Source organism: Chroococcidiopsis sp. SAG 2025, from assembly GCF_032860985.1.
Taxonomy (GTDB): Bacteria; Cyanobacteriota; Cyanobacteriia; order Cyanobacteriales; family Chroococcidiopsidaceae; genus Chroococcidiopsis.
In genome coordinates this window covers 305947-329382 of the sequence record NZ_JAOCNC010000003.1, presented here as the reverse complement: position 1 = coordinate 329382, position 23436 = coordinate 305947, and the positions used below count along the sequence as shown (strand labels likewise).

30 protein-coding genes and 4 pseudogenes are annotated in these 23436 nt (G+C 46.0%); 18 read left to right on the top strand and 16 right to left on the bottom strand.

Features of this window, described 5'->3' with window-relative positions:
* Positions 1 to 23: 23 nt before the first annotated feature.
* Positions 24 to 958, bottom strand: a pseudogene (locus N4J56_RS41620) (IS1595 family transposase).
* Between the two features lie 145 nt (positions 959 to 1103).
* Here N4J56_RS41620 and N4J56_RS36570 point away from each other — a divergent pair.
* Positions 1104 to 1292, top strand: a complete 189-nt coding sequence (locus N4J56_RS36570) for a hypothetical protein (protein ID WP_317111723.1) — start codon at positions 1104 to 1106, stop codon at positions 1290 to 1292.
* 96 nt (positions 1293 to 1388) lie between these two features.
* A pseudogene (locus N4J56_RS36565) lies at positions 1389 to 2715 on the top strand (IS4 family transposase).
* A 136-nt stretch (positions 2716 to 2851) separates the two neighbouring features.
* Here N4J56_RS36565 and N4J56_RS36560 read toward each other — a convergent pair.
* The 5 genes from N4J56_RS36560 to N4J56_RS36540 form a co-directional block, all read right to left on the bottom strand.
* Positions 2852 to 2983: a hypothetical protein gene (locus N4J56_RS36560; protein ID WP_317111721.1), complete on the bottom strand. Its 132-nt coding sequence runs from the start codon at positions 2981 to 2983 to the stop codon at positions 2852 to 2854.
* A 230-nt stretch (positions 2984 to 3213) separates the two neighbouring features.
* Positions 3214 to 3501, bottom strand: a complete 288-nt coding sequence (locus N4J56_RS36555) for a GUN4 domain-containing protein (protein ID WP_158631824.1) — start codon at positions 3499 to 3501, stop codon at positions 3214 to 3216.
* A 174-nt stretch (positions 3502 to 3675) separates the two neighbouring features.
* Entirely contained in the window at positions 3676 to 4239 is a 564-nt protein-coding gene (locus N4J56_RS36550; protein WP_317111718.1) for a transposase family protein, read from the bottom strand.
* Complete coding sequence (locus N4J56_RS36545; RefSeq protein WP_317111717.1) at positions 4220 to 4591, bottom strand: transposase family protein; 372 nt, start codon at positions 4589 to 4591, stop codon at positions 4220 to 4222. The genes N4J56_RS36550 and N4J56_RS36545 overlap by 20 nt, the downstream gene beginning before the upstream one ends.
* Positions 4592 to 4789: 198 nt before the next feature.
* On the bottom strand, positions 4790 to 5293 hold the full coding sequence (locus N4J56_RS36540) for a cupin domain-containing protein (protein ID WP_317111715.1): 504 nt from the start codon (positions 5291 to 5293) through the stop codon (positions 4790 to 4792).
* Positions 5294 to 5594: 301 nt separating this feature from the next.
* On the opposite strand from N4J56_RS36540, the gene N4J56_RS36535 reads away from it, so the two are divergent.
* Positions 5595 to 5873: a hypothetical protein gene (locus N4J56_RS36535; RefSeq protein WP_317111714.1), complete on the top strand. Its 279-nt coding sequence runs from the start codon at positions 5595 to 5597 to the stop codon at positions 5871 to 5873.
* A 45-nt stretch (positions 5874 to 5918) separates the two neighbouring features.
* The gene (locus N4J56_RS36530; RefSeq protein ID WP_317111712.1) at positions 5919 to 6062 is read left to right on the top strand and encodes a hypothetical protein; all 144 of its coding nucleotides are present in this window, start codon (positions 5919 to 5921) and stop codon (positions 6060 to 6062) included.
* Positions 6063 to 6182: 120 nt separating this feature from the next.
* On the opposite strand, the gene N4J56_RS36525 is transcribed toward N4J56_RS36530, so the two are convergent.
* Positions 6183 to 7103 (bottom strand): IS630 family transposase, encoded by a 921-nt coding sequence (locus N4J56_RS36525; RefSeq protein ID WP_317111711.1) that lies wholly within the window; start codon positions 7101 to 7103, stop codon positions 6183 to 6185.
* A 118-nt stretch (positions 7104 to 7221) separates the two neighbouring features.
* Positions 7222 to 8220: a glutathione S-transferase family protein gene (locus tag N4J56_RS36520; protein ID WP_317111709.1), complete on the bottom strand. Its 999-nt coding sequence runs from the start codon at positions 8218 to 8220 to the stop codon at positions 7222 to 7224.
* Positions 8221 to 8520: 300 nt separating this feature from the next.
* Here N4J56_RS36520 and N4J56_RS41615 point away from each other — a divergent pair.
* The 10 genes and pseudogenes from N4J56_RS41615 to N4J56_RS36475 form a co-directional block, all read left to right on the top strand.
* A pseudogene (locus N4J56_RS41615) lies at positions 8521 to 8808 on the top strand (GFA family protein); the annotation flags it as partial.
* Between the two features lie 135 nt (positions 8809 to 8943).
* Positions 8944 to 9630 carry an HAD family hydrolase gene (locus tag N4J56_RS36515; RefSeq protein WP_317111707.1) on the top strand — a complete coding sequence of 229 codons (687 nt, stop codon included), beginning with the start codon at positions 8944 to 8946 and terminating at the stop codon, positions 9628 to 9630.
* Between the two features lie 10 nt (positions 9631 to 9640).
* Positions 9641 to 9913 (top strand): hypothetical protein, encoded by a 273-nt coding sequence (locus tag N4J56_RS36510; protein WP_317111706.1) that lies wholly within the window; start codon positions 9641 to 9643, stop codon positions 9911 to 9913.
* Positions 9914 to 9970: 57 nt separating this feature from the next.
* Positions 9971 to 10513, top strand: coding sequence for a DUF2808 domain-containing protein (locus N4J56_RS36505; protein ID WP_317111705.1), 543 nt, complete (start codon positions 9971 to 9973; stop codon positions 10511 to 10513).
* A 68-nt stretch (positions 10514 to 10581) separates the two neighbouring features.
* Entirely contained in the window at positions 10582 to 10998 is a 417-nt protein-coding gene (locus N4J56_RS36500) for a secondary thiamine-phosphate synthase enzyme YjbQ (protein WP_317111760.1), read from the top strand.
* Between the two features lie 208 nt (positions 10999 to 11206).
* Positions 11207 to 11656 carry a cupin domain-containing protein gene (locus N4J56_RS36495; RefSeq protein ID WP_317111704.1) on the top strand — a complete coding sequence of 150 codons (450 nt, stop codon included), beginning with the start codon at positions 11207 to 11209 and terminating at the stop codon, positions 11654 to 11656.
* 226 nt (positions 11657 to 11882) lie between these two features.
* On the top strand, positions 11883 to 12314 hold the full coding sequence (locus N4J56_RS36490) for a hypothetical protein (RefSeq protein WP_317111703.1): 432 nt from the start codon (positions 11883 to 11885) through the stop codon (positions 12312 to 12314).
* A gap of 161 nt (positions 12315 to 12475) precedes the next feature.
* Positions 12476 to 12697, top strand: coding sequence for a DUF4351 domain-containing protein (locus N4J56_RS36485; RefSeq protein WP_317111702.1), 222 nt, complete (start codon positions 12476 to 12478; stop codon positions 12695 to 12697).
* A 35-nt stretch (positions 12698 to 12732) separates the two neighbouring features.
* Positions 12733 to 12954: a DUF4351 domain-containing protein gene (locus tag N4J56_RS36480; protein WP_317111701.1), complete on the top strand. Its 222-nt coding sequence runs from the start codon at positions 12733 to 12735 to the stop codon at positions 12952 to 12954.
* Between the two features lie 100 nt (positions 12955 to 13054).
* The gene (locus tag N4J56_RS36475) at positions 13055 to 13549 is read left to right on the top strand and encodes an SRPBCC family protein (protein WP_317111700.1); all 495 of its coding nucleotides are present in this window, start codon (positions 13055 to 13057) and stop codon (positions 13547 to 13549) included.
* Between the two features lie 163 nt (positions 13550 to 13712).
* Here N4J56_RS36475 and N4J56_RS36470 read toward each other — a convergent pair.
* The 5 genes and pseudogenes from N4J56_RS36470 to ltrA all read right to left on the bottom strand — a co-directional run.
* Positions 13713 to 14198 (bottom strand): annotated as a pseudogene (locus N4J56_RS36470) (diadenylate cyclase); the annotation flags it as partial.
* A 26-nt stretch (positions 14199 to 14224) separates the two neighbouring features.
* Positions 14225 to 15337 carry a hypothetical protein gene (locus N4J56_RS36465; RefSeq protein WP_317111697.1) on the bottom strand — a complete coding sequence of 371 codons (1113 nt, stop codon included), beginning with the start codon at positions 15335 to 15337 and terminating at the stop codon, positions 14225 to 14227.
* Between the two features lie 82 nt (positions 15338 to 15419).
* Positions 15420 to 16238: a hypothetical protein gene (locus tag N4J56_RS36460; protein WP_317111696.1), complete on the bottom strand. Its 819-nt coding sequence runs from the start codon at positions 16236 to 16238 to the stop codon at positions 15420 to 15422.
* Between the two features lie 37 nt (positions 16239 to 16275).
* Positions 16276 to 17019, bottom strand: coding sequence for a hypothetical protein (locus N4J56_RS36455; protein WP_317111695.1), 744 nt, complete (start codon positions 17017 to 17019; stop codon positions 16276 to 16278).
* Positions 17016 to 18854, bottom strand: a complete 1839-nt coding sequence (gene ltrA / locus N4J56_RS36450) for a group II intron reverse transcriptase/maturase (RefSeq protein ID WP_317111092.1) — start codon at positions 18852 to 18854, stop codon at positions 17016 to 17018. Before ltrA ends, N4J56_RS36455 begins: the two co-directional genes overlap by 4 nt.
* Positions 18855 to 19146: 292 nt before the next feature.
* Here ltrA and N4J56_RS36445 point away from each other — a divergent pair, with 292 nt between their 5' ends.
* On the top strand, positions 19147 to 19311 hold the full coding sequence (locus N4J56_RS36445) for a hypothetical protein (RefSeq protein ID WP_317111094.1): 165 nt from the start codon (positions 19147 to 19149) through the stop codon (positions 19309 to 19311).
* A 90-nt stretch (positions 19312 to 19401) separates the two neighbouring features.
* On the opposite strand, the gene N4J56_RS36440 is transcribed toward N4J56_RS36445, so the two are convergent.
* Both N4J56_RS36440 and N4J56_RS36435 read right to left on the bottom strand, forming a co-directional pair.
* Positions 19402 to 19737 (bottom strand): hypothetical protein, encoded by a 336-nt coding sequence (locus tag N4J56_RS36440; protein ID WP_317111693.1) that lies wholly within the window; start codon positions 19735 to 19737, stop codon positions 19402 to 19404.
* Between the two features lie 58 nt (positions 19738 to 19795).
* A complete protein-coding gene (locus N4J56_RS36435; protein ID WP_317111691.1) occupies positions 19796 to 20116 on the bottom strand; it encodes a hypothetical protein in 321 nt (106 codons plus the stop codon).
* 177 nt (positions 20117 to 20293) lie between these two features.
* On the opposite strand from N4J56_RS36435, the gene N4J56_RS36430 reads away from it, so the two are divergent.
* Complete coding sequence (locus tag N4J56_RS36430) at positions 20294 to 20491, top strand: hypothetical protein (protein WP_317111690.1); 198 nt, start codon at positions 20294 to 20296, stop codon at positions 20489 to 20491.
* 190 nt (positions 20492 to 20681) lie between these two features.
* Positions 20682 to 21374 carry an IS6 family transposase gene (locus N4J56_RS36425; RefSeq protein WP_317111689.1) on the top strand — a complete coding sequence of 231 codons (693 nt, stop codon included), beginning with the start codon at positions 20682 to 20684 and terminating at the stop codon, positions 21372 to 21374.
* A gap of 114 nt (positions 21375 to 21488) precedes the next feature.
* Here N4J56_RS36425 and N4J56_RS36420 read toward each other — a convergent pair whose 3' ends face one another.
* Positions 21489 to 21965 (bottom strand): hypothetical protein, encoded by a 477-nt coding sequence (locus N4J56_RS36420; RefSeq protein WP_317111688.1) that lies wholly within the window; start codon positions 21963 to 21965, stop codon positions 21489 to 21491.
* Between the two features lie 83 nt (positions 21966 to 22048).
* Between N4J56_RS36420 and N4J56_RS36415 the strand changes: the two genes are divergently transcribed.
* The gene (locus N4J56_RS36415; protein ID WP_317109896.1) at positions 22049 to 23401 is read left to right on the top strand and encodes an ISKra4 family transposase; all 1353 of its coding nucleotides are present in this window, start codon (positions 22049 to 22051) and stop codon (positions 23399 to 23401) included.
* The last annotated feature ends 35 nt before the right edge of the window (positions 23402 to 23436 follow it).

The following is a 23436-nucleotide window of genomic DNA, read 5'->3' as shown; positions in this document are numbered from 1 at the left end:
GGCTCAATAGGTGTTTCAGGGAGTTAGGGGAGAATCGTTTCCAACAGAGCATAGAGCAATGCCTTGCCTCTTTTTCTAGTGTTGTAGACAAACTCGAAAAAGCCCAAGTACAAAGGTAACCGTTCCTGAGAAAGACCCCGATGAGGACGTAGCCAAGAGCGCAAGAGCGACCAAAAGCCTTCCATTGTATTGACATGGACTTCACAAAAGCCATCCCCGTCTTCGTCACGAGCAGATTCACCTGCCCCATGACCAACGGTTTTATGCTCATAGCCCCATTCGGGCAGAGGATTGTAAATCGCATACTCATCGGTGTAAACCTGAGTACCCGTTGCAATGGTTGCTTTGATGAGTGGTGCGATTGTCTTCTGCTGCACATTGGCAAGCATTCGGATCACCACTGCCCCGCCTCGCTCAATCATACCGAAGATCGGGGGCTTTTCTTTTTCGAGTGTACCTCGACCCCGAACCCCTTTGAGACGGTTGCGTCGTCCAGTGCGTCCTTTTTTTTCACTGCTTCAGGATTGCCTTTGTGTCCTGCTGTCACATAGACCTCATCACATTCGACTTCCCCAGATAACTCGACTTCTGGCTTCCCATCGACAATGCCTTGCCGCAGTTGCCTTGTCATCGTGTGGACATCATCTTCGTCAAGCTCTAGCTCTTGAGCAATTTGACGATTGGACAAGTTCAATCCCATCAAATACAAGCAAAGTATCCAGACTCGCAGCGGTTGATGATGTCCGGCAAAAATCGTATCCGTCAAGTCATCGAAGTGAGCACCGCACTCTTTGCACTGGTAGCGTTGGCGATGTGCTTGAGTCTCATCTTTGCCTCGTTTGATGACGGCTTGACTGCTACACTTAGGGCAGCAAATTCCCGCTTTCCAGCGAAGAAGCCGCACTGTTTCATAGCATTTTGCGTCGTCAATCAGATGAGTCAGATTCAGGTTGAGCATCCGTAGCACAGTTTGGTTTGACCCTTGCTATCCTACCACTCTGTTCCTTTCCATCTCCCTGAAACACCTATTGAGCCAATTGTCTTTGTCAAAAGAAGTTATGCATCATGGAGGCAGAGCAACCCACCTAGCGAGGAAAAGTGAGATGACAAGAGTTAACAACCCGCGTCCCGACAACTTGATGCTAGCACTACTAGAGGTTTGTGATAGTGGCAGGTGCGGTACGCTTGAGTTTTCTTGTGTAGTTGATACGCTGAAAACTATGAGTCATGAAGAAGTAGCTGCTTGGTTAGAAAGTCATGAAGCAAGTTACGACGCATTCTTAACAAGTTAAGCTTAAAGTCAATAAGTCAATAAGTAAAAATACAGGATTTACTCGTGCCAATGGCAATGCGACGGTGAAGGAGTGCTCAACAAAGGAGCTGCTCCAATGCCAAAATCCAAACGCCGTAATCCTGACCATACTCGGAAACATCACTACCCCGGTCCTGACAACGAAGTGATTGCAGCAGATCTAGAAGCTTTGTTGACACCTGCCCTATATGCTCAACAAACTTATATCCGGCAGCTTGGTTTACGGAATCGAATTCTAAATCTGTCGCTAATGCTGGCGGCGGTACTGACGTTGTTGTGGCGGCAAGTACCAAGTGTGCAAGAACTCACTCGGATGTTAGCACGGGAAGATTTGTTATGGTGTAAAGCAGTAGAAGTTTCGCAACAAGCAGTCAGTCAAAGATTTCTCAGCTTTCCCGCCAAATTATTTGAGCGACTATTTATGGAGCTTCTGCCACAGTTGCAACAACGCTCTTCACAGCGGACTAAACGCCCTCTTGCAGCTAGTGTACAGTTAGCAAAGCAACGGTTTGAACGTATTTGGATTGCTGATACTTCTACTCTCGAAGCCCTATTTCGCCATCTTGAGAGTTTACAAGCTCGACCAGCAGGTACTCTAGCGGGGAAGATGAGAACGGTAGTAGATTTGGTTAGCCGCTTGCCGGTGCAGATCTGGTTTAAACAGAATCCGAGTACCAGCGATACTCATTTTGAAGCTGATTTGCTGAGTGTCTTATCGGCAAAAACCTTACTGATTCTTGACCGTGGCTTCTATCACTTCCAGTTTTGGGCGCAACTCATCGAGCAACAAGTCGCTTTCATCTGCCGCTTGAAAGCCGGAGCCTTCTACACAACTGAACGAGTATTCACTGAATGCCCTCAAGTCCGAGATTATTTGGTTAAGTTAGGTGTTAAACGCAAAAACGCGCCCCAGTTACAACTACGGTTAGTACAAGTTCGCTTTGGCTCTACCTGGTACAGTTACCTTACCTCTGTGCTTGACCCTACTGATTTACCACCGTTCGTCGTTGCCGATCTCTACCGTCGTAGGTGGCGCATCGAAGAAGCATTCTCCACGGTGAAACGCCTGTTGGGACTTAGCTACTTGTGGACGGGGTCGCTCAATGGCATACAGTTACAGATTTGGGCGACATGGCTATTCTACGCTGTGCTAGTAGACTTAGGCGATGCTGTTGCCAATGAAGTGGGAGTACCGTTTGAACAGATTTACGCGCGAAATGCTTTATCGCGGCTTGTATCACTTTTCTGTTGCCTATAACAAGGGCAAGGCAACAGACCCTATTTCTTACTTTGCCGCACCTCAAAACCGTGATTTGAGAGTTATCAAAATCCGCAAACAGGCAACCACGTTTGACTTATCACCATTTCCCAAACTTCGCTTGACTTTTGTTCCCACTTCTTAACTTGTCAAGGATGGTTACGACGAGATCGTGAAGAAAGAATTTTCTGGGTGGCTCAAAGAGCATTCCCCTTATGAAGAAGAATCTATTGCCCAAGATGCGGCTGCGGCAACCGGATTAGGAATGCCAGAGGATTCATTTAGTTGAGCTTGCGCCGAAAGCGCGAAGAGGGCGATCGCCTCACACCGTGTCGTCTTTCCAACCACATTCTTGATTTGGACAATCCCAATGTACCCGTGCTGTGAAATCCCGTTCTATCGCAGTGCTGCATTGTGGGCATTTCCCAGTCAACATTGGATGCGAATCGGGGTGATAGTATCATCAAAGCAAAAAACAGAGTTAAGGATTATATTCCTGTGATAACGATAAAAAAGCAGGTTTTAAGATTTTTCCTTTATCCTTTGTTGTGTCAAGGGTATGCACACTTTATTCCTGTGATAACAATCCTTATCATAGGAATTTTGGGTGACCGAAGCTGCTATTTAGCTTCTGCCAAAAAGACTATGCACAAAGGCTTTCAAGCTTAACCCAGTTTATTGTTCCATTGCTACTCGCACGCCGATCGCCGCTGGATTTTGACCAAAGCGAATCGATTGTTTGCAAGTCCGCACAAGGGAAAGTTTCTATATCCTCCTCTCTCAGCCAACCTGCTGTAACGCGACCGGAGATTTTGAGCATAATTGCCCCCGTCTCCTCATCAGCCTTTTTCCATTGACCCGACGAGATTAAATCGCGTAAGGGCGTGTAGTCCACACCTACATCTGATAGTAGTTCATCGTCTTCTAACACTCTTGCTGTTTCCTCATACAAAAGACTTGTCGGAGAATTTGCAGCGTAGACTGTGCCTGGGTTCGAGTACAACTGCACTCGAACCAGACCCAACGACAGAACGCGGGTTGGAGATAGTTTCTGTGAGTAATTCTCCAAAAGATAGCGATTGCTAATTCATTGCATTCTCCAGATTCAATTCTTAATTGTAACGGGGAAAACAATCATCCCTAATCGAAATCGCACGAGACCACAAACGGTGAGAATAATTTGTTCGTAAGTGTTCGGATGGAGAGGAAATCGCTCTTTAGCAATCCGGAAGATGCGCGCCAAGCGAATCACATGTTCAATGAAAATCCGACGTGTGCTGGAAAACTCCTTGTTCTGTGCCTTTTGTTGCGGGGTTAACTCTTTGCCCCGTAGCTTTTTGTGCGGGGTTTGCACATTTTCTGCTCCCACATAGGCTTTATCGCCGTCGAAGCCTTGTCCGGAAGCAAACTTCGACTGACGCTCCCGAAACAACGAGATATCGCTGGTTGGTCCCTTAGCCCCAGCGACGGCATCGACAATATCTTTGCCTGCGGGCAACGTGACAATCTGGGATTTGAATGTGTGCTGCTGCTTTTTGCCTGAGAAATCCGATCGTTGCTCATCGTTGTCCCCAGGTCGTTCTCTGGCTTGCTCCAAGCTATCTACAATCAATTGGAATTGAGTCAACCACTCCTGCACAATCGCGTAATCACTGCTTTTTGATTCCACAAGTTCTGCGTAAACTTGCTGGCAACAAAACTCGCAGAATCTTCAACCAGTAATGAACTGTATCGTTTGCTTCTGTCTTAGACACCCCAAACTGGAGTCCTAACACCTCAAACGTGGGATAGTGCCTCAAGTAGAACAGGCACAAACAAACCTCTTCAGCCACCGAGAGCAACGGTTTGCGTCCTCCGCCTTTGGCATTGATCCGGACTTTCTGGCGTTCCACCTCGGCTTGTCGCTCTGTATGGCTCAATTCTGCCTGTTCCAACAGTTGAAGAAATTGCTGGAAATCAATGCCCAACAATCGCTTGGTACGGTGGGGATACTTGTGAATATAATGAAGTGGATTTTTCATCTTTGGTAGAGCGGCAAAAACTCCGTTCTACCATCTTTCTTCTCCACTATTTAGATTTCGGACAGGTCTAATCTATCTCAAATTTTCTCACTTTTGTTCTCAAACCCGATCGGGAGGAAAAGCCTTAGATAATGTAGCAAAATTACGGCTGCTAAACCCTGTTTCCGACAAATTAATGGCATCAGCAAGTGACTTCAACTAAGGCGGGGAGGAAGTAGCGCGGTGGTATTTTCTTCGGAGGTGAGCCACAGCGTTATTTGCTCGTGCCAATTCATACATTTCATCTATTCCTACTGTTGCAGCAACATTTCCTTCTTCATTAAGTATTTGCAATGGACCATGTAAAATCGTCAGCATGAGAGCGCCTTCATCTGTTGCTGGTGCATGAGTCACGCCGCCAGCTTCCGCCATGTAATCGTTGGCAAAAACTTTTCCGTTATCGTAGAAAAATGAACCCTCAAGCATAAATACTTCGACTTGGGCAAGGTGTTTGTGCGGTGCGAATCTCGCTTTTGGAGCGAAAGTGTTGACTAGCACCATATATCCACGATCCTCGTCAAAATTGAGTATCTTATACGAAATGCCTTCTAGTCCAGGTGCAGATAAACGAGTCCAGGGTACCAAGTCGCTGCGAACGATTTTGCTTCCATCATTCAGAATGCTATGTTCGCGAGTGTCCGTTAATGTTGAGGAGCTTAGCATATTACGTCTCCTGTGAAGTTCGAGCTTCTAGGGCGAGAAAAATCTCTAGCTTTGTTCTGCTAATAATGACTTCAGAGTTCTGCTTTCTTTTTACAAGAAAACTGATTTTTCGTAAAAATTATTCACAGGAAATTTCGGTTAGTGCGAATGTGACTCGCACTAACCGCCTCTACACTTTTGAATCACAGCAGATTATCAACATTTAGTTGTTGCGTTCTCAAGCCACCATTGGAACCAAATCAGCGAGAGCCTCTTCTCCGCTCTGCAACCCGAACGAGCTACTAGACCAGAGACACTGGTAATGGACGAGACAGCCCTGGTGCGATGGAAGTCCCAAATCTACGACTACCAGCAACGAGCAAGGGAAAGTGAGCCATTGCAGCAGACAGCATTGTTTGACCTGACTCCGGCGCATTGCGATCCCGATAGCATTGACCCGTTTTCGCTACGACTGCACCCATCAGAATTCTATCGCTTGCCCGACAACGATAGTGAAGCTTGTCTATATTTCATCATTGATAACACCCTTCCTATCCTGCTGTACGTAGGGGAGACGAAGCGCACGCCATCGCAGCGGTGAAAAGGCGTACATGATGCAAAGGAGTATGTTGCCAATTATGTCAGCTTGAATCGTAAGCACAAGCTTGACGTAGCAGTGGTAGCGGCTTTTTGGTGGGATGTGCCAGCGAATACCAAATCGAGGCAGCAGCTAGAATTGGCGCTGATTCAAAAGTGGCGATCGCCGTTTACTAACCAGAGCAGGAAATAGTGAACAGCTTAAGCGGCTACATAAGCAACGTGCTTCTCGTGAAAGAAGTTTTGCACAACTGTTGGTTGGCGTTGTGTACTACGTAAATAGCTGCGGATGTTGTCAATCATCTCAGTTTGATTATTGGGGCGTTGTCGTCAAAGGCGCATTAGCTTTAACATCATGGTTGAGCAACTCGTCAGGATTTAATTCGGGACTGTAAGAGGGCAAGAAAAATAGGCGGATGCGCTCTGCATGACGCTCCAGCCATTGGCGGACGGCACGAGACCGATGTACCGGATGACCGTCGACAATGAGAAAAATCTTCTGCTCACTTTGACGCACCAAGCGACGCAAAAACTCAATCATCACTGCGCTAGTAAAACGTTGTGTAAACACCTTGAAAGACAGCTTGCCTCGATTGGTCAGAGTCGAGATTAAATTGCAACCAAATCTTTTCCCTGTTCCTAAAATCACAGGGGTCTGCCCAATTCGTCCGTAAGAGCGACCAGCTTGGTAGTCAGAGCGTAGTCCCATCTCGTCACCCCAATGAATTTCTGCTTTCTCGCAACGAGCGGCGTGGCAAATCTGGGGATACTCTGTTTCTAGCCACTGCTTTACTGCTTGGGGGTCTTGCTCATAGGCACGGCGCAGTGGTTTTTGTGGCGTAAAACCCCATTTTTTCAGATAACGTCCTACTGTCCACACTGACACCGACAACCCAAAGCGTTCTGCCAAAAATTGTTGTACCGCTTCACGAGTCCATAAATAAAACGGTAAACCTAATTGATCTGGACACTGCAACTCCATTAGCCGTACTGAGGAAGCTGCTTGATGGGGCAGCAGCCGCGAGCTGGAGCGAGGTCCACGTTTTTTCGCTTTCAATGCCTTTGAGCCTTCGGTTGCTGTAGCTTTTGTCCAATGGTGTATTGCAGTACGCGACACCTGAAATACGCGAGATGCCTCTGATTTACTCATACCATTTTCAATTGCATTTACGACTCGATATCGTAGTGCTTCTTGGGCTGATGCTGACATATGGCGAGCATCTTTGAGTTTCATGGCACACTCCAGACTTAGCTACCCTTTTATGTTAACCAATCTCTGCTCTGGTTAGTAATAAGGAGAATTGGGACAGGTGGGGGCAGCCGTTTGGTAAGTAAGGGGGAGCAATCGCTCCCTATGCGCCCCCAAAGCGATTGCGATGCCGAAGGCGGTTCGCTTCGCGACCATCGTGCCGTTGGTCAAAATCGACGATTGGATCCTTCGGCACAATTCGATTGGGATTAATCTCGGTCATACTCATGTAATAAGCACGCTTGGTATAATCTAGATTGCAAGTTGCTTTAAATTCAGGAATCTGATACAGCTCCAGTAGATAATTCCAGAGGTTGGGATAGTCGATAATTCGCCGCAAATTGCATTTAAAGTGACTGTAATATACTGAATCAAAGCGATAGAGCGTTGCAAACAGACAAATATCAGCTTCAGTAATTCGAGCGCCACACAAATACCGTTGCTTGCCCAAAACGATTTCCCATCGATCTAAATTCTCGAAGAGTTCTGTTACGGCTTCTTCATAGGCTGCTTGCGATGTTGCAAAACCAGCACGATAGACACCAGCATTGATTGGCAGATAGATTGCATCGATCGTTTCATCAATCTGCTGTTGTAGGTCGTGTGGATATAAATCTACTTGCTGAGTTGCCAATGAAGCAAACTCCACGTCAAACATCCGCACGATCTCGCGAGATTCGTTGTTGACGATGGTTTGAGATTGCTTATCCCACAGCACCGGAACTGTGACTCGTCCCGTGTATTTGGGATCGGCTTTGAGATAAATCTCTTGCAAATATTGAGCGTGATTCACCGAGTCAGGAATAGCTCCTGGTGCATCACTAAACATCCAGCCTTTATCGCTCATAATCGGATCGACAATCGAGACTGAAATGGCATCGTTCAACCCTTTGAGTTCGCGCACAATCAAGGTGCGGTGCGCCCAAGGACACGCCAAGGAAACGTAGAGGTGATAGCGTAGAGCTTCTGCCTTAAACCCGCTCTTTCCATCGGCGGTCACGCGATCGCGAAACGTTGTTGGGATCTCATGGAACTCAACGCTTTGATTTTGCTCGTTCTCATCGGTTATCCATTTACCTGCAACCATCATTCCTGATGCCATAACCTTCTCCTAAATGTATTGGTGTAATTGTGCCGTTGCTACTCTAGTTAATTCGCTCAAAGTGTTATTAGAGTAGGCTTAAATTGTCGTTTTTTTTGAGTGATATTGTTAATTGCACTCGCAGCAGTCTAAAGTATTAGAGCAATCGCAAATAATAAAGGGTGCAGTATCGGATTGCACCCCAGTTTAAACATAAAGATTTAAATTTAAAATTGAATTGTTGTTATATAGCTTCACGACTCACGCGCTAGATTCCAGAAAATCTATTCTGGATTAAGAAGTTTAGCCAAGGACAGCACCATGCTGCTACTCGGTTCTTGCCATTGTGGGGCAGTAAGCTTTAGTGCCAATAGCCCACAAACCTATCCCTACATGCGTTGCTACTGCTCCATCTGTCGTAAGACAGCGGGGGCTAGTGAATATGCCATCAACCTCGCTGGAACAACACAACTTTGAAAGTAGAGGGCGAGGAAAATATTACCGTTTACCGCACTAAAATTCAGAATCCTGAAGATCCAAAACCATATCAGAGTGAAGGAGAGCGCCGATAAAAGTCGTCATTGCGGCTCGTGCTTGTGGGTTTACGATCGGTTGTATCTTGTATACATTTACCGTACCCCGTAAAGCGCCACTCTACCTATCTTTTGGCAGAACATTTCTACTGCTAATTCTGCTGCAATGTGCATTATATGTTTTACCACTTAACATCAGGGCAAGCAATTTGTGATCGAAGCTGTAATTTTCGATATAGACGGAACACTGGTTGATACTGTTGACTTTCACGCGCAGTCATGGGAAAGAACCTTCCAACACTTTGGTCATCAAATTCCTTACGAGCAGATCCGCACCCAAATTGGTAAAGGCAGTGACAAGTTAATGCCTGTCTTTTTCTCAGTTGAAGAACTGAATAAATCAGATGGCGGTCAAAGCCCCACCAAAGGCGAACGTATGCGAGATTACCGTCGGGAACTCTACAAGCGTGAATATTATCCCCGCATCAAAGCTTTTCCTCAAGTGCGTGAGTTGTTCTTACGAATCAAAGCAGATGGCAAGCGCATTGCTCTAGCTTCCTCTGCGACAAAGGACGATTTGGCAACCTACATACAGCTCCTGAATGTTAAAGAACTGGTCGATGCTGCAACCACTACCACCTCGGTGGAATCGTCTAAGCCAGAGCCAGATGTCTTCTTGGTCACGCTGGATAAGTTAGGTAACATTGCTCCTGATCGTGCCATTGTTGTGGGCGATACACCCTATGACGCAGAAGCTGCAAGCAAGGCTCACTTACGCACGATTGGTGTACTTTCTGGTGGTTTTTCAGCAGAAAACTTACGTCAAGCAGGTTGTATTGCTATCTACCAAAATATAGCCGATCTGCTGGCACACTACGACTCCTCGCCGCTCAAGTAGTCCCCAGCTAATGCTGCATCTCAATTTATCAGGGTTTGGCGAAAGACTTGCGCGAAACCGCGCGTACCATTCGGTATACGCTTTGAGCTACCCAGAGTTAATGCACCCCAAAGCTAGGGCAATCAATACCGATCTACCTAAACCACCAAAACGCACCCACTTTATGATTGATTTCGCGGTGAGTTGGGCGGAGATTCCTGAAGTTGCAGGCGATCGTTATCATCAACGCTATCCCGATGAATCTATTGCTACTTGGCATGAAAGACTAAAAATAACGGACTAGAGATGGAAGCTGAAAACCCCAACTACAGTAGAGTTAAATGGCTAATCTATCAATGCAATGAAAGTTAGTAAAAGGTTAGGCTTGGGGTTGACTCTACTTGCCAGCTTAGGAGTATTAGGAGCGCCAAGCGTCCAAGCTGTGAAGTTAAGAGATGGCACGATTCAATTCGTACAACCCCCGCAACTCGTTAAAGCCAGAGTTACAGATATCAGTCCTGGGGTATCAGCTAGCTACTATTTTACAATTCATTTACCTCAAGCTGCGGGAGAACCATTGCAAAAAATCACGTTGACTCAACAGCTTGGAAAAGAAAACTTAGCATTTAACTTAAAACGTATTCGCGCAGAAACGAAAACCGAACCAGAGCTAACTTTGGGCGAGATCGCGAACGATCGCCAACAAAAAACGATCTCGATTGGATTTAATCCACCAGTACCACCAGGACAGACAGTGACAATTCGACTGCGTTCGGTAAAGAATCCTTCCTTCGGTGGCGTTTACTTATTTAAAGCCGCAGCGTTCCCACCAGGAGAGAAAGTTCGCAGCCAGTATCTTGGTTTGGGAAGGTTTCAATTTACTAGTCCTGGCGGTACATTTTAAGCGATTGATTGCTACAACCAAAATACTTCCATGTAACATGACTAGAAAGTGGAAGGGCGTTATCAGTCATAGTTCATCAGTCGCAAATCGAAAATTCCACCAAAAGTCATGGAGATATGCATGACCTAACTGATGAAGTTAGTCGAATTGTGAAAAATTCTGGGATTAAAATGGGAATGGTTCACATTTTCAACATTGGTAGCACGGCAAGCATCGGCACAATTGAATTTGAGCCAGGACTGCAACGCGACCTACCCGAACTTCTCAATAAGCTGATTCCACCGAGCCGAGAATACGGACACAAGCAAATGTGGCATGACGGCAACGGACATTCTCATTTGCAGGCAACGTGGCTGGAACCTTCTCTAACTGTGCCAGTACATGAGGGTAAGTTACAGCTTGGAACCTGGCAGCAGATCTTCCATCTTGAATGCGACATCAAGCCGCGACAGAGAAAGATTGTTGTGACGGTTTATGGAGAATAGTTGAAAAGTGCTGTGACTGCCGAGACTTACGCAGAAGACAAGGCTCGTGCCATTTTTGCTATAAGCCAAGAGCTAATTTGCATAACAATCGTCCACTCATCGTAGAGATCGATATGGTAGAGCGATCGCTATTCATTCAACTCATTCCTCACGTAATTGGGAGACTGAATTGTACCGCTCTCAAATCATCTCGAAGGAAGAGTACCTCATGATAGAAAATACATCTGCCAATCCTCCTGATACCCGCGAACCCATCGAGCGAAAGCCAACCGAGATTGCGATCGTGCGCCCCGACGCGGCAACGCTAGCTGGCGATCGGCTGTCCCATTTTGTCGGCATTTCTGCAAACACAACAGGGGCGAAGGAAATTTCGATGAATCTCGCGATTATTCCTCCTGGTGGAACTGCCGAGCCACATTTCCACCCAGAGCATGAAACGGTAATTTATCTTCTCAAGGGTCGGGTCGAAGTCTGTTACGGGCAGGGACTCCAGCATTGCCAAGTGTGCGAAGCTGGGGATTTCATCTTTACTCCCCCTGGCGTTCCCCATCAGCCGCGCAATCTCAGCGCCACAGAACCCGTTTACGTGCTAGCTGCTCGCAACGATCCAGACGAACAGGAGAAGGTTGTACCCTACGATCCAACGTTAAAAAGTTGAGTGAACTTTAGAGCAGCAAACAATATCTTATTCTGAGTTAGGCAAGTTGATTTATTGTCAACTAAATCCAGACAATTTTTAGCTTAAATAGTGTGACCAAATAGCTTAACTAAGTCCAAATAGAGTAAATCGAACTGTTAATAAAACTTGCAGCTTTCTTGATATAATATTTACATCTAAAGCTTAGTTTTAGTAACGAATATGTCTTGAGTTTAGATGAATTTATATGTCCGTTGACAATATTTGCAAATATCTTTCCGAACAATATCCTGAAAGTTTTATTAACTGGGTTTTAGGCAAAACCACAACTGACGCTGAAATTCTCAAATCTGAGTTAAGTGTTGAACCAATCCGCGCTGATTTTGTTGCCTTGTTACGTTCCCAGGAACGAATTTTACATTTGGAGTTTCAGGTAGAAGCTATTTCAAATCCACCATTACCTCTAAGGATGTTGGACTACTACGTAAGGCTTTATCGACAGTACAATTATCCAGTCGATCAGTTCGTTATTTTTCTAAAACGTACTAGCTCAGCAGCGGCATACACAGACGAATTCATAACTGACAGCACTACACATCGTTATCGAGTCATTCGGTTGTGGGAGCAAGACCCTGGCCCCTTACTAGCTTTTCCTGCACTACTTCCCTTCGCAACCTAGCTCAATCCGACACTCCTAATATCCTACTGGAACAAGTTGCAACTCAATTGGATATGATTGAGTCACAAGAGCAGAGAAGTAATATTTCTGCTTGTGTAGAGATAATAGCGGGGATAAAGTTTGATATTGAAACTATTCGTCGATTTTTGAGGGAAGACATTATGAAAGAGTCAGTAGTTTATCAAGAGATCCTTGAACGAAGAAAGAGAGAAGAAGCTTTGTCTCTCACGCTGCGCCAACTGATGAGACGAATTGGTGAAGTTACGCCCCAGTTGCAAGCTCAAATTCAAAATTTGACCACTGCTCAGATTGAAGAATTGGGAGTGGCGTTGTTGGATTTTCGAGATGCTTCTGACTTAATTATTTGGTTGCAAAACAACTGAATAGAAGGATTACTGCTATTTCTTGAGAGAATATTGTGAGAGAATCTGTAATTTATCAAGAAATCATTGAACGTGGAAAGCGGGAGGAAGCCCTGTCATTTACCTTGCGTCTTCTTACACGGCGAATTGGTGGAGTTGCTCCAGATCTACAAACCCAAATTCAGAATTTAACCACTTCCCAGCTTGAGGAATTGGGAGTTGCATTACTAGACTTCAACAATGCTGACGCTCTAACCGCGTGGTTACAGAATCAATAGAAAGAAATATATTTGCTTCCCCCTTGCGGTAGAACAACATCCGCTACAGGTTCGATAGCTTGAGTAGCGTGCAATTGCAGCAATCGAGAGGGGAACACTTATGACTTCCACTGGTACAAACAGCGCCAAGACAACTGAATTCGAGCAATCGATAACTGTAGCCGCCCCAGCAGATGACATCTTTGATTTCATTTCAGATGTGAGAAACGTGCCTCAGTACCTACCCACGGTCAAGAACGCTCAGCCCCAAGAGGGAGAAAGAATTCGCACTCAAGGACAGGCTGGAGAGCGCGAGTACGATTCTGACGGACACTTTCGCGTGGACAAGCAAGCAAGAAGGTTGGAATGGGGTTCTGATGGCGAGAACGATTACAGGGGTTGGCTAGAAGTTCAAGGCGATGGGGCAGAGCAATCGCTCGTCAAGGTACGTATCCACTACTCACCCAGACCTGAAACTCTACAGCGCATGGTAGAACGCTCTCCCAATCATAGCTTTGAGTCAGTGATGGAAGAAGGAATTTCTAAAACGCTCCAGTCAATTAAGCAGATCTGCGAGGGCAAAGGGGGCAAAGAGGAAATCGAAGCTAACAAGTAAGTTTTTGGCGAATTTTGTAATTAGAGCGGTCGCCCCTAAGTTCACCTTTCCACTCCTGGCTCAACATCCAAGATCCCATTTTCCGGCTCGATTACCCGCAAAATCTTATTCCCTAGCGGCGTGAGATCGGTTTTGAATTAAATTTCATCTAAAGTTTGGGTAGTCGAGCTATCAGTAACTCGCACAGTTTATTACTAGTCAAAGGTCGATTTAAAATTCCCCTTTCGGCTACTGCAATAGAACCTGTTTCTCCAGATACAACAATACACAGGCAATTCTCAGTTTGCTCCGCAATTCCCAGAGCGGCTCGGTGGCGTGGATCCAACCGCCACGAAGCTGTTTTGTGAGTACAAGGTAGGATTGCACCAGCAATTATAATACGCTCACCCCGAATTAAAATAGCCCCGTCACGCAGATAGCTTTTTGGTTGAAAAATTGTTTGTATTAGCTCAAAAGAAACCAAAGCATCAAGCTTTACACCAGGAGATGGAAAATTCTGTTCGTCGATCGGCGCATTCGTTTCTATAACTAACAATGCTCCAGTGCGTGTTTGTGATAGTTCCCGAACAGCATCTACAATTTCAGTAATGATAGTAAGTTGAGGAACTGTTGGCTGAGGCGGATGGAATAGTTGCATTATTGCTGTTCTAATTGGGTTAGCCATGATTTACTCACCTACTCCATGCCCTCAACCCCACATTCCCGCTCGATCAAACGCAGCATTTTCTCTTCTAGTGGCGTGAGATAGGTTTGCCGTCCCAAATGCTCCAGCACGGTGTAAGCCATGCGATCGCGAAACCCTGGTACTTCCCTTACTCTCCTAATCCGCTGCAAAATCTGCGGTAATTGTCGATGGGCTTCGGGGGAATCGATTTTATTTAAGTTTTCTGACTTCACAGCGAGAGTTGTGTCGTGTACGTCAACAATTACTGTAAAGTCTCTTGGCTCAGTAGCGATCGCCCAACAACCATTGTATTTCTTTTCTTTACCTTCCAGCCTTACCAAGGTGAATACGTCACCCACCTGGCAGTAGTCTTTGGCAGGCACTAGGGGCTTTTCTTTGAGCTGCTCGACAATGCTTTTGACGATCTGACTGCTAGGAACTTTGCCACCAGCAACAGAGACGGCGCTGTGCCAAATTGCTCGCTGCTGTTGAGGCTCTAAACTAACTAACTCGCGGACTTGCCGCTCTAAAGTTGGGAGAATTTGCCTTTCGTTAGTTGGCAAATCGTTTTGTGTCCCATTGGGACACAAATTCTCGAACACACTCGCAGCGTCGATGAGCCGATAGGGATGACGGCGACTAAATCCAAATCTCTCGATGCAATAGTCTTCAAATGTTTTGTGCGTATTGCGATACAGTTTTTTCTGCTTGAGTTCCCTCAGTGCCCTCCCCGCTTCAAAAAAGGCTCTTTCCACGCGCAGTTCCAGTCGGTGGCGCTCTGCTGCTTCCGTTTCAGTGAGTTCTGATAAAACTTCTACCGCTACAAGTTGATTCTTCACACTTGCTAGCTCATTATCTAATTGTATTTCTGGCTCTTGATTGCTGAGATTTACTCTTTCTAGATCGAGTGGATTGCAAGAGAGAGTCACGGCGATTTCGCGCTCGCTGTCAAACAGCACCCAAACTTCCGGTAGCGCAAATCCTAAGTTGAGTTCTTGGAATACTCCTAGCTTCCGGGTAACTTTGTGGCGCACGCGCTCGCCGCACTTGAAACTGTGTGCCGCAGCTAGACGTGCCTGTTTTACATCCTCCGTGCGATCAGAACGCGATTTGATTTTGGGCATAGTTGCACTCGTTGAGTATTTTTACTAGTTATTTCAAGTTGCCTGTCTCAAGCAACAACCAAAATTAAGACGAGCGCCATTGCTAGCTCATAGCAATGGCCATTGCTTGATCGCACAGTTGTTGACTCTTTCTTTGTTTAATTCTTTCAATTTGCTCTCGACACATTCTTAATCCCGACTCACACACCTGTCGCCCAACATCAAAGCTGTCGAGCGAGCGCTGCATGAACTCGGTGACCGACACCACAAAACGATTGACTGTTACCATTTGTTGCCCCAGATCGTTCCACCACGTCCCTGATTCAGCCCATCCTCGCTCTCTCGCGTTGGCAAGCTTTTCATCCAAGGAACCTGTTTCAGGATTTGACACGTCAATTTCGTTTACAGCTTGCTTCACAGCAGAGGAGACTAGGGAACCCCTCTTAAGAGGGGGTTCCCTAGTCTCCTGCTTGGTGTTTATTTCATTTACAGGTAAATCTGGTTTACAGGTATCTGAGTTTGGTTGACCGGGATCGTTAGATCTCAACTGGATCACTTTACTTTGTCGCTCGTGCGTAGAATTCTTCGGTTCGAGTGCCAGCGATCGCCAATCAGAACACGGCATCAGGTAGAAAACCGATCTCTTTCCTGGGGCGCGAGCACATTCGATGAAATGCATTTGGGCTAATTGTGACAATACCCGTATAACTGTTACACGGGTTAATCTGCACACCTTGGCTATGCTTTCACTCGACTCATCTGAAACTATCCCGTCTTGCGCCACTCTCCAAAGGTGACAGTAGACGCGAAACTGGTTGGGAGTCAGTCCAAATTCATCCAGGCAAGTTAATACATCTGAGAAATTATTGAAATCATGCTTGGTATTACATTCACTTGCGATCGTCATTCTTGTTAATTCCATTACAAAAGGCTCTTGTGGATTGCCAGAGCCTAGATTTTTATGCAGACGGTTGGGCGGCGGATTGCTCACCACTAGTCATGTAAACTTGCTTTAATTCGTTGACCTTAGTAATCCAGGCGGGTGCTTTCCTTCCTGGTGGTGCATCTAGTGTTTCAAATTGGGCTTGAATTTCTTCAACACTCATGTGCGGCAGGCATTCACTCGCCCACCCAATTGCATCACTTATTGAGCGCCAGGAACGATAAATCTCTTTTTGGTTTGATGGCAGTCCGGTTAAGGGAGGTGATGGCGAAACCTCGATAACATTTCCATCCTCATCCACTGTTGCTCCTAGTTCTTCGGGCGTGTATACTGCTGCACCCAAAAAGATATCCGGCACGAACCAACGACAGCCGTTACTCATCGCTCTGGCGAACAACATATTTCTAGGGAATTTCCCCATGTTTTGAGTTCCGGCTTTTTGTGCGTCAGCGGCACTAAACTCGCTGATTCCGATTTCTCGCCCAGCATCAAAAAACGCAATTTTGCAAACGCGATCGCTTAACTCAACAACTCGATAATCGTAGCGACTGCTTCTCTTCACCGCTGCCGCCATCAAATTTGCACCGATAGCTGGTTTTCCTTTAATGATGAATATTCCACACATGGAAGTAAAAGCCGGAAAGCCTAGCTCCGCGCCTGCTAAAATCTTCACCACTGCTTGGGCTGCTTGTTTGGGTAGGGTCGAGAGGATACATTGCTGTCTCCTCCCTCCCATCCGAACCGTGCTTGCGACTTTCATAGCACACGGCTACTCAATGTGTTTTCTTTGTCACTACAGAACTTCTGACCATTGGCACCTATCCGGTCCTCATTGGTCTTTTCGTGGTGGCAATGTCGATGTAACAGTTGTCTGTTTTTCCATTCATCCTTGCCGCCTAAGGCTCTGGGGATTATATGGTCAACTTCAAATACATCCCATTCCTGGAAGTGAAGACCGCAACGGGCACATTTTCCCTTCTGCTTCTTGAGCAAATATGCCTTACGGCTAGGCATTTGGGGATGGGTACCCATCCTAGTACTCCAATAAACTGAGTCGCCGTCGTATGGACTTTTATCGTTTTTAACTTTCACATAGTTAGTGCTACTACAGCTAAACTCACTATGCCTTAGTAACCGTTGGGGATCATTTTTCCCCTTGGTAACGAATGCCCAGTTTTTACCTGCTATGGTTGTCCAGTATTTCCTTGAACCAGAACTTGTATTTCCACAACGGCGTTTTGCCCATCGTCGAAGTTTCAGGTATAGGAGGTAATCTTGTTTTGATAGTTCTCCAGCGGTTTTAGCGTCGGAGGTTGTGTAAAAGGAAGTCCATCCCCTTATGACAGGGTTAAGGTCTTTAATTAATTTCGCCTGTGGCGACGACCCGTGTTTTCTGACGATCCTTTTGATTTCCTCTTGATGTGCCTTGATTGACTTCTTGGATGGAAAGATGAGTGTGTTATAGCCTGATTTATTCCCCTGTGAGTCTTTGCTACTCCGGTATTTACCCGCTGGGAATTGTCGGATGTGATGACCTAGAAAGTCAAATCCGGCAATCCCATCCTCACTTAACTCATGATTGAGAGTGTGGGTTAGACGGGTTTTTTCAGGTTTTAACTCAAGCCCTACCCCTTTTAACCATTCCGAGATTAGTTCTCGGCATCTTTGAACTACGGCTTTTTCATCACATAGGACGACAAAATCATCAGCGTAACGTATCACATTTGGGATTGATACATCATTTCGTCCGTAATCTCTACGGCATCCTTTAATGTAGTTCCTTTTTGTGGCTGGAAACGCTTGGGCTATGTGTTCTTCTATGCCGTGTAAGGCTATATTTGCCAATAATGGCGAAATTACCCCTCCCTGTGGTGTTCCCTCTGATGTAGAAATGAATACCCCAGAGTCTATGACCCCAGATTTCAACCAGGCTTTGATTTGTTGCCTGACTCTGCCTTTTACGTTCAGCTTCTGGAGTAAGGTTTCATGGTTGATCCGATCAAAACATTTGGCTATATCCGCGTCTAGCACATATTTTGGCTTTAACTGAATACAGTATTTGATTTGTTTAATCGCATCGTGGGCAGACCTTCCTGGTCTAAAGCCATAGCTGTTTGGTTCAAATAGAGCCTCCCATTCTGGCTCTAGTGCAGTTTTTACAACTGCTTGTAAGGCGCGGTCGTACATTCTGGGTATTCCTAATGGGCGTTTTTCTCCCTTCCCAGGTTTTGGTATCCACACCCTACGAGTGGGCATGGATTCCCCGGTTAGTTTGAGTTCCCTTGCCAGTTTTAGACGTGCTTCTGGAGACAGTGATTTAACACCATCCACACCAGCCGTTTTCTTTCCGGTATTATCTTGTGTGACCCGTCGTACCGCTAAGACCTTGTTATACCAAGACCTCATCAGCGTGTTTTGGAGTTTGCGGACTCGCTTAACATCGCCACGACGTGAAGCGGCATAGATGCGCTTTTGCAACCGGAAAACATACCGTTCGGCTTTGCGCCAATTGATATCCCTCCATCCCTCAATCTTCATTCTTGAATTTGAATTAGGCATATGCGTTGCTACTTGTACCTCAATGCACTGACACATTGCGGGTTACGTCTGCTTATCCTGGCGATTTCCGCCATCCTTTTTGTGGCATTGCTCGTTGATTCGAGCTAGGCATTTGCTTCTTAACCCATCCCTACCTCTCATAACTTATGGCTGACACCTACCTGTTACCTGTTTCAGGAGTATATGAGAAGGTTACTTCGTTCCTGATGTCCATTGTCGAGTCCGTTAGGGTGTGTCTCTCCACCGGGGGTCTAGGTAGTGCGAAATCTCGGTGACTGGAACCTGATTTACCTTACCCTTGTCGGATTTTCCCGACCCAGGAGGTAGATTGGAGTCTACAAGCTTATATCCCCTGGCTTTTTGTTACGATGGCTCATCGACACTTCGTTTGTTCTACCCCGCGATTTTCCATCTCATCCGCTTGCGGCTCCCTGATTGGGTATTAGTTGCCTTTGGCTACCAAGATGGCTCGGTTATAGGACTCATGCGATAGCGGTTTGAGATTTTCAGCTATTCTCAAGAGCCGCATACATCCCCAGGCTGTTTAACATCAAGGTTTGATAGTCAGTCTCCCCTTGCTGGGTCAACCAGTTGACTGGTTGTTTATGCGCTTTACACCCCGCACCGGGATGGCTAGATTAGCGGTTTCTAGGGTACTTCCACATACCAACATAGACATCAAGTTGTCGTCGATAAGGGATAAAAGTGCGAACTCCATCCCAATCGGGATTACCTTATCGAAGCCAGCCATCCTCCCAAATTTTGGGTTTCGGCTGAACGAATCGCACCAGTCCTCAAAAAAACCAGACTTAGCTAGCAAATCTCCCAGCCGTTGCAAGTCCTCAACTGTATGGACGTGAATCGTGTTAGCGATTGCTTGTTTGGATAAATCTTTCTGAGTCGGTACGATAGTGCTCATCTTTCTGTCTCCTCCTGACAACAAAGCCCTCGGCAGGAAACCGAGAGCTGGTAGTTATTTAAAATGGTGCTTCGTCTTCAGGCTGCCAGAAGGAAACAAGCTGCCAATAGTCAGGCCTACCAGTAGCTGCAACCAATTGCTCAATTGCACTTCTAGTAGGCTCGCTGACAACTATGTCGATGATTTTGGTGTCTTTGGGGACTGGGTTTTCCCACCCATCTAACTCCAATTCTTTTGATACCAGACAAACTTTGTAACGATAACCAACTAGCTTGTGCTCGTAGATTTTCGGGTCGGTCAGTAGTTCGACTTGCATGGAGCGATCGCATTTAGATGCGCTTGTTGCGATCAAGTGGGAGAATTCATTAATATATGTCATACAAGGCTCCTGTAATAGGGAGAAGTAGAGGCGATCGCTTCGAGTTTCCTAGGCTAGAGAGCGATCGTCTTTATGAATAATTCTATTATATCGCGGTATACTCGGATATAGGATGTTATAGATGGAAGTTTAAGACTTCTTCACACATAACCGGGTCAACTCGGTTATGATGTTGTTATGAAAGGAAACAGAACAGGCAAAGGATACTTTCAGGTACAGGGAACGGAGCCAGTGGCAAAGAAGCCTCTGACAGTAAAGCTGCCTGTAAGTATGGATGCAGCTGTGAGAGAGATTGCAGGTGATCGCTTAGCTGATTGGGTTAGAGATGCAATCGCACAAAAGCTTGCTCAAGAAAAAGACTTAGAGTCTGCGTGAAATACCAAGAAATTATTGTCCTCAGAGCGAGGAGTAACTAAAGCTCAAACGCCTATTTAAACTTATTTATTTGCAAACAATCTCTCAAAAAAGAAATTTAGAGGATTTATGGCTGGCAGGGGTATTGTCAACTTAACTTAAGGGAAGAGATAGAATACAGAATTACGCCTTGATTTTTCTCGTTGAACTCATGTATTCTCGCCACCGCTTTCCCGCCGAAATTATCAGTTACTGTGTTTGGCTCTACTACACCTTTCCACTCAGCTACCGGGACATAGAGAAAATGATGCTGTACCGTGGGATTGAGGTAACCTACGAGTCGATTCGGGAATGGTGTCAGAAATTTGGGCAGCAATACGTGAATCAACTGCGGTGCCAACGTCCTTATATTGCGGACAAGTGGCATCTTGATGAAGTAGTGGTCACGATTAAGAAACAGCAATACTATCTCTGGCGGGCAGTGGATTCTGAGGGGAACGTGCTGGATGTACTGCTCCAACGGCGGCGAGACACGAATGCGGCAAAGCGATTCTTCCGTAAACTCTTGAAGAAGCAAGGCTTCGTGCCACGCGCGATCGTCACCGATAAGTTAAAGAGCTATGAAGCCGCTAAAAAACAAGTGATGAAGAACGTGGAGCATCGACAGCATAAAGGGTTAAACAATCGAGTCGAGAATTCGCATCAACCGACGAGAATACGAGAGCGACGAATGCGACGATTCAAATCTCCCGGGCAAGCACAACGATTTCTATCTTCATTTGAACCGATTCGCCAGCACTTTCACCCCAAGCAACATCTACTTACCGCCCAACGATACCGAGAACAACTGCGCCAACGATTTGAGGATTGGCGAGAAGTCGCTTGTCCCAAACCTGCTGCTTAACATCAGCCAAGCTGGCTACTCAGGAATCATCATGCCGATTTTCGGATTTTTCCCATTAAGTTGACAATACCTTGCTTAACGAAGTTATCGCACCTCCCTGGTTGACTGACAAAACTAATCAACTCGGTATTGATACGTCCGAATTGTGAACTCCAACTGATAACTCCGACGTTCATGCTGTTGACGCGAAGCCATGGCGGGTTCAGGGTCTTTGTTACCCGTCAATCGGACGCAACGGATGAGTCGCCAACCGTTTTCCAAGGCTGCTTTCACCCAGTCCCAGCCAATCCGAAAATAGCTATGGCCGCGAAACCAGTGGGGGTCTACCCACCGCCGTTGCCCTCGAGCGACGACTTCAACCCCTTGGGCAGTGACGTACAGGGTTGCTACAGCCAAAATGAACCAGAGCCGAGAGAGGGCACAACGGGAGCGAATATCGGATTTGTGCACATTCCAACCATTGGACTGGTCATCCAAGAAATTCTCCTCAATATCGAAGCGCCAGCCGTATTCCTGAAAGCTTTGTAGGGTAGTTGGCTCATCACTGACGATAGCCCAAAACTCACCATTGACGTTGTTACACCCGAACACCAGAGGAAGCGTAAATATTTATTGTGAAATTTGGGTTTTCATAGTATCTTATTCTCACAGGATACAAGTGGGAAGTTTTGGTAATGGATTACGAATTCCGGGTGGTTGTCGAAAAAGTTGCTGTCTCCAACCAAAAAGTTATCAAGCGAGACACCATCAAAATCTACGACATTAAAAAGCCGAAATCAATCCTAGACTTAGGCCTGCGACATCAAGAGCAGATTTCTCTGCTGACTAAAGTGCAAAACGCGTTCTTAGCTGAGCAATCTCCCTTAATCGATTCAGGATTCGATGCCTGCCCCCAGTGTGGAGCAAAACTCTCCAAAAACGGATTTATGTCGTCCAACTTTCATGCTGTTTTCAGCGACCACAAGTTGCGCATTCAAAAGCATTGCTGCAAAAACTCCAATTGTAATTGGCAGAGTACACCGACCACGAGCACGGTGTTTGGCAGCGATACCCATCCTGAGTTAGTGAAATTGCAATGTGAGCAAGGGGCATTGCATAGTTACCGCCAGGCAGAGGACAACCTCGGGAAACTCAACTATCAACGTCGCAGTGTCAATAACCACGTCCAGATTCAACACATCTCCAACTCTGTGGGAGAGCGGCTATCTCATAAGAATCAGAAACCTCCGACAAGAGAGGAGATTTCTGTCCCTGCTGAGAAGTTGATTGTGCAAGTTGATGGTGGTCATATTCCTACCAAAGACAAAGGCAAACGGAGCTTTGAAGCTCTGTCTGCTGTCATCTATCGACCGAGCAGTCTGGAGTATGTCGATCAACACCATCAGCAAATTACTGATAAAAGTTGTGTGGTTTCTGCCCTTGATGACGACCTGAAAACCATCAAGACGTACCTGTACCATGCAGCACTGAAACAGGGGCTAAGTCAGCAAACGCGTGTGACTGCAATAGCCGATGGTGCGCATAACTGCTGGTCTGTCATTTCTGTCCTAGAACCTGATTGCCAAACCATAGAACCGATTTTGGACTGGTTTCACATTGCCAAAAAATTCCAAAATCTCAAAAATGCTTTAGGTGAAGCCTGCAGCGAATCCATTGAAAATGCGAAGTGGACTCTCTGGCATGGAGAAGCAGAAGAGACTCTGCGAAAAATCGCCTTAATCCGCGACCACATCACTGATGAAAACAAACGGTCTAAGCTTCAGGGATTGCATGATTATCTGGAAAACAATTTGGATTATCTGGTAAATTATGACCAGCGGCAGAAAGCCAATCTAGTATTCACCAGTCAAGTGGCAGAATCCCATATCGATTCCATCATCAATGCCAGACACAAGCGGAAACAGAAAATGCAATGGACTCGAGAAGGAGCACACAATGTTTTGCAAATTCGAGCCAGCATGGTGAGTCAAGAGTGGTCAGAAAAATGGCTAGAGTTTGTGTTGCCCCAGAAGGAAAAAGCAGCTTAACAATCACCTCTTTTCATATTAAATATTTACGCTTC

What these genes read in the sequence shown, in the direction of transcription:
- N4J56_RS36570 (WP_317111723.1), top strand. Translation starts at nt 1,104, where the DNA reads ATGACAAGAGTTAACAACCCGCGTCCCGACAACTTGATGCTAGCACTA.
- N4J56_RS36560 (WP_317111721.1), bottom strand. Translation starts at nt 2,983, where the DNA reads ATGCAGCACTGCGATAGAACGGGATTTCACAGCACGGGTACATTGGGA.
- N4J56_RS36545 (WP_317111717.1), bottom strand. Translation starts at nt 4,591, where the DNA reads ATGAAAAATCCACTTCATTATATTCACAAGTATCCCCACCGTACCAAG.
- N4J56_RS36540 (WP_317111715.1), bottom strand. Translation starts at nt 5,293, where the DNA reads ATGCTAAGCTCCTCAACATTAACGGACACTCGCGAACATAGCATTCTG.
- N4J56_RS36535 (WP_317111714.1), top strand. Translation starts at nt 5,595, where the DNA reads ATGGACGAGACAGCCCTGGTGCGATGGAAGTCCCAAATCTACGACTAC.
- N4J56_RS36525 (WP_317111711.1), bottom strand. Translation starts at nt 7,103, where the DNA reads ATGAAACTCAAAGATGCTCGCCATATGTCAGCATCAGCCCAAGAAGCA.
- N4J56_RS36520 (WP_317111709.1), bottom strand. Translation starts at nt 8,220, where the DNA reads ATGGCATCAGGAATGATGGTTGCAGGTAAATGGATAACCGATGAGAAC.
- N4J56_RS36510 (WP_317111706.1), top strand. Translation starts at nt 9,641, where the DNA reads ATGCTGCATCTCAATTTATCAGGGTTTGGCGAAAGACTTGCGCGAAAC.
- N4J56_RS36505 (WP_317111705.1), top strand. Translation starts at nt 9,971, where the DNA reads ATGAAAGTTAGTAAAAGGTTAGGCTTGGGGTTGACTCTACTTGCCAGC.
- N4J56_RS36495 (WP_317111704.1), top strand. Translation starts at nt 11,207, where the DNA reads ATGATAGAAAATACATCTGCCAATCCTCCTGATACCCGCGAACCCATC.
- N4J56_RS36490 (WP_317111703.1), top strand. Translation starts at nt 11,883, where the DNA reads ATGTCCGTTGACAATATTTGCAAATATCTTTCCGAACAATATCCTGAA.
- N4J56_RS36485 (WP_317111702.1), top strand. Translation starts at nt 12,476, where the DNA reads ATGAAAGAGTCAGTAGTTTATCAAGAGATCCTTGAACGAAGAAAGAGA.
- N4J56_RS36475 (WP_317111700.1), top strand. Translation starts at nt 13,055, where the DNA reads ATGACTTCCACTGGTACAAACAGCGCCAAGACAACTGAATTCGAGCAA.
- N4J56_RS36465 (WP_317111697.1), bottom strand. Translation starts at nt 15,337, where the DNA reads ATGCCCAAAATCAAATCGCGTTCTGATCGCACGGAGGATGTAAAACAG.
- N4J56_RS36460 (WP_317111696.1), bottom strand. Translation starts at nt 16,238, where the DNA reads ATGGAATTAACAAGAATGACGATCGCAAGTGAATGTAATACCAAGCAT.
- N4J56_RS36455 (WP_317111695.1), bottom strand. Translation starts at nt 17,019, where the DNA reads ATGAAAGTCGCAAGCACGGTTCGGATGGGAGGGAGGAGACAGCAATGT.
- ltrA (WP_317111092.1), bottom strand. Translation starts at nt 18,854, where the DNA reads ATGTGTCAGTGCATTGAGGTACAAGTAGCAACGCATATGCCTAATTCA.
- N4J56_RS36440 (WP_317111693.1), bottom strand. Translation starts at nt 19,737, where the DNA reads ATGAGCACTATCGTACCGACTCAGAAAGATTTATCCAAACAAGCAATC.
- N4J56_RS36435 (WP_317111691.1), bottom strand. Translation starts at nt 20,116, where the DNA reads ATGACATATATTAATGAATTCTCCCACTTGATCGCAACAAGCGCATCT.
- N4J56_RS36430 (WP_317111690.1), top strand. Translation starts at nt 20,294, where the DNA reads ATGAAAGGAAACAGAACAGGCAAAGGATACTTTCAGGTACAGGGAACG.
- N4J56_RS36425 (WP_317111689.1), top strand. Translation starts at nt 20,682, where the DNA reads ATGTATTCTCGCCACCGCTTTCCCGCCGAAATTATCAGTTACTGTGTT.
- N4J56_RS36415 (WP_317109896.1), top strand. Translation starts at nt 22,049, where the DNA reads ATGGATTACGAATTCCGGGTGGTTGTCGAAAAAGTTGCTGTCTCCAAC.